The organism is Pseudomonas sp. SDO55104_S430, from assembly GCF_054070595.1.
On the sequence record NZ_JBSVXG010000380.1, the window covers coordinates 1 to 3,223 of the forward strand.

The 3,223-nt window shown below is 60.3% G+C and carries 4 protein-coding genes; 3 read left to right on the top strand and 1 reads right to left on the bottom strand.

Annotated features, from left to right (window positions below):
• Positions 1-188: 188 nt before the first annotated feature.
• Positions 189-1,127, bottom strand: coding sequence for a class I SAM-dependent methyltransferase (locus ACW9JE_RS29700; protein ID WP_457434789.1), 939 nt, complete (start codon positions 1,125-1,127; stop codon positions 189-191).
• A gap of 296 nt (positions 1,128-1,423) precedes the next feature.
• Between ACW9JE_RS29700 and ACW9JE_RS29705 the strand changes: the two genes are divergently transcribed.
• From ACW9JE_RS29705 to ACW9JE_RS29715, 3 genes are read left to right on the top strand one after another with little or no spacing between them, the layout of a single operon-like run.
• The gene (locus ACW9JE_RS29705) at positions 1,424-2,041 is read left to right on the top strand and encodes a cytochrome b/b6 domain-containing protein (protein WP_224532989.1); all 618 of its coding nucleotides are present in this window, start codon (positions 1,424-1,426) and stop codon (positions 2,039-2,041) included.
• The gene (locus ACW9JE_RS29710) at positions 2,038-2,823 is read left to right on the top strand and encodes a molybdopterin-dependent oxidoreductase (RefSeq protein WP_224532988.1); all 786 of its coding nucleotides are present in this window, start codon (positions 2,038-2,040) and stop codon (positions 2,821-2,823) included. Before ACW9JE_RS29705 ends, ACW9JE_RS29710 begins: the two co-directional genes overlap by 4 nt.
• Before the next feature lie 53 nt (positions 2,824-2,876).
• Complete coding sequence (locus tag ACW9JE_RS29715) at positions 2,877-3,158, top strand: pentapeptide MXKDX repeat protein (RefSeq protein WP_224532987.1); 282 nt, start codon at positions 2,877-2,879, stop codon at positions 3,156-3,158.
• The last annotated feature ends 65 nt before the right edge of the window (positions 3,159-3,223 follow it).

Consider the following 3,223-nt stretch of genomic DNA (forward strand, 5'->3'; position numbering starts at 1 on the left):
TATCCGGTGACTGACCTGACGCCTTCGCGAGCAAGCCCGCTCCCACAGTTTTGATTTCCATGGAACACAAAATCCGCGACCACCAGAGATCCACTGTAGGAGCGAGCTTGCTCGCGATGGAGGCCCAGCCACGCTGGTATTCAGACAGCCCGCGTAATCGTTGACGACCATCGCGAGCAAGCTCGCTCCTACAGAAGCTTGAACACCAACGCTTTCAATCCACACTCGACATCCGAATCCGGAAACTCCGGTGGATTCTCCAGCCGCTGCTCGAACCGCAGGCTTGGCGCTTCACGGGTCACGCCATCGATCAGGAAGTCTGCCCCAAACGCCGGGTCATTCATGCACGCCAGCACCGTGCCCTGAGGGCCGAGCAGTTCCGGCAGGCGACGCAGCACGCGCTGGTAATCCTTGGTCAGCAGGAAGCTGCCTTTCTGGAACGACGGCGGGTCGATGATCACCAGGTCATACGGGCCCTTGCCGATCACCTTGCCCCAGGACTTGAACAGGTCGTGGCCGAGGAACGTCACCTTGCCCAGGTCATGGCCGTTGAGCCGATGGTTGTCGCGGCCACGGCTCAGGGCCGGGCTCGACATGTCGAGGTTGACCACGTGGCTGGCGCCGCCTTCGATGGCCGCCACCGAGAAGCCGCAGGTGTAGGCAAACAGGTTCAGCACCCGCTTGCCCTCGGCGTTGGCCCGCACCCAGTCGCGGCCATAGCGCATGTCGAGGAACAACCCGGTGTTCTGCTTGCGGCCCAGGTCCACCCGGTATTTCAGCCCGCCTTCGGTGATGGTCATTTCCTCGATGACGTCCCCCAGCAGCCACTCGGTGGTGCTTTGCAGCAGGTAGCGGTGTTGCAGTAGCAGGATGTGGGCGCCGGATTGTGCCCATTGCTCTGTCTGAGTAATCGCCATCAAAAGCTGCTTCAAGTCCTCCAACTGCGAAGGCTCCGGCTCCTTGAACAACGCCACCAGCACCACGCCCTGCAACCAGTCCACCGTCACCTGCTCCAGCCCCGGCCAGCAACGGCCACGGCCGTGAAACAGGCGACGGGTTTCGGCAGGGGCCGCAGCCAGGGCGGTCAGCAGGTGTTGGTGGAGAGTGGCGAGGGCTTCGGTGTTCATGGGTTTGCGTCGATGGCGAATTTGCGGGGGCGGCATTTAACCATAGTTGTGCTGTTCACGGACTACCGCCCATGCACACACAACACTGTGGGAGCGAGCCTGCTCGCGATTGCGATCTGTCATTCAACATGGATTCGACAGATGTACCGCCATCGCGAGCAGGCTCGCTCCCACAGGTTTTGATTCAATTCCGAAGAGGGGAGTTATCACGATTAATTTAACTTTACGTGAGGATTTGGCGATCTGCGCGCTCCCATACTCCGCTTCATCGAACAACGAACCACAAGGAGCCGGTCATGTCGCAGTCCATTGCAAAACCCAGGGCCAGCCACCCGCGCTGGCTACGGCTCACCCATTGGTTGAACGCCCTGGCGGTGCTGGTGATGGTGACCAGCGGCTGGCGGATCTACAACGCTTCGCCCCTCTACGATTTCAGCTTTCCTGCCTCGATTACTCTCGGCGGCTGGCTTGGGGGCGCATTGCAATGGCACTTCGCGGCGATGTGGTTTCTCGCGATCAACGGCCTGATTTACCTCGTCGTCAACCTGTTCAGCGGCCGCCTGAAGCGGCGCTTCTTCCCGGTTTCCCCCAAAGGCGTGCTGCATGATCTGTGGGCCGCGTTACGCGGAAAGCTCGGGCATGCCGACCTCAGTCACTACAACCAGGTGCAACGTTTCGCCTACCTGTTCGTGATGCTCGACATCACGCTACTGGTGATCTCCGGGCTGGTGCTGTGGAAGTCGGTGCAGTTCCCGCTGTTGCGCGAATTGCTCGGTGGTTACGACTCAGCTCGACACGTGCACTTCATCGCGATGGCGCTGCTGGTGGTCTTTGTCGCGGTGCATCTGGTGATGGTCGCCCTGGTCCCGAAAACCCTGCTCGCCATGATCGTCGGTCGCAAGGAGCCCGTATGAAAAAGCGCATTCAGAACCCGGATCTGGACGAGTCCTCGATCCTGACCGATGCCCGCAAGATCCTCGCGCCGCAGATCGAAGACCGCTCCCGCCGCTCGTTCCTGCTGCGCGGCCTGACCCTCGGTGGCGTGGCCATGTTGTCCGGCTGCAACATCACCGACAACGACAGCGTCGAGACCGCGCTGTCGTCGATGTCGCGCTTGAATGACCGGATCCAGGGATGGCTGTTCAACCCCAATGCCATGGCGCCGACCTATCCCGAGTCGATGATCACCCGGCCGTTTCCCTTCAATGCCTTCTACGGCATCGACGAGGCGCCGACGGTGGAGGAGGAAACCTACCGCCTGGAAGTCTCCGGGCTGGTGGCGGACAAACGCAGCTGGCGCCTGGAAGAGCTGCGCGCCATGGCGCAGACCGATCAGATCACCCGGCACATCTGCGTCGAAGGCTGGAGCGCCATCGGTCGCTGGGGCGGCGTGCGCTTCAGCGATTTCCTCAGGCGCATCGGCGCCGACACCGACGCCAAATACGTCGGCTTCAAGTGCGCCGACGATTACTACACCAGCATCGACATGGCCACCGCGCTGCACGCGCAAACGCTGCTGGCGCTGACCTGGGACGGCAAGGTGTTGCCCCGCGAGTACGGCTTCCCGATGAAGCTGCGCATGCCCACCAAGCTTGGCTACAAGAACCCCAAACACATTCAGGCGATTTTCGTCAGCAACACCTACAGCGGTGGCTACTGGGAAGACCAGGGCTACAACTGGTTCGGTGGCAGCTGAGGCCCGCCTGAATTTTTCGCTCGACCACACACTGAGCTTCAAGGAGTTTCATCATGAAAAAGCTGACCACCGTTGCACTGTCCCTCTGCCTGGCAATGGGCGCCGCCAGTGTTTTTGCCGCGGACACCATGAGCAATGATTCGATGTCCAAGGACGCCATGTCCAAGGATGCGATGCACAAGGACTCGATGAAAAAAGACTCGATGTCCAAGGATGCAATGTCCAAGGACGCGATGAAGAAAGACAGCATGTCCAAGGACGGCATGAAAAAAGATGCCATGTCCAAGGACAGCATGAGCAAAGACGCCATGAAAAAGGACGCCATGTCGCAATAACCCCAAACACCCCAATCCATGTGGGAGCGAGCCTGCTCGCGATGGAGTGTCAGTCGACAAAGGTT